The following is a 202-nucleotide window of genomic DNA, read 5'->3' as shown; positions in this document are numbered from 1 at the left end:
TGTTCTTCTGCTTTCTTCTGTTCTTCTGCTTTCTTCTGTTCTTCTACCTTCTTCTGTTCTTCTGCTTTCTTCTGTTCTTCTGCTTTCTTCTGCTCTTCTGCTTTCTTCTGTTCTTCTACCTTCTTTTGTTCTTCTGCTTTCTTCTGTTCTTCTGCTTTCTTCTGTTCTTCTACCTTCTTCTGTTCTTCTGCTTTCTTCTGTT

The 202-nt window shown here is 38.6% G+C and carries 1 protein-coding gene; it reads right to left on the bottom strand.

The features are described from left to right. Positions 1 to 202: hypothetical protein (locus BAU28_RS31695; protein ID WP_208610986.1), on the bottom strand; the 202-nt coding region annotated here is incomplete at both ends.

Source organism: Bacillus paramycoides (assembly GCF_001884235.1).
GTDB classification, from domain to species: Bacteria; Bacillota; Bacilli; order Bacillales; family Bacillaceae_G; genus Bacillus_A; species Bacillus_A paramycoides.
Note: the sequence above shows the minus strand (reverse complement) of the source record. Positions and strands in the feature narration are given on the sequence as shown.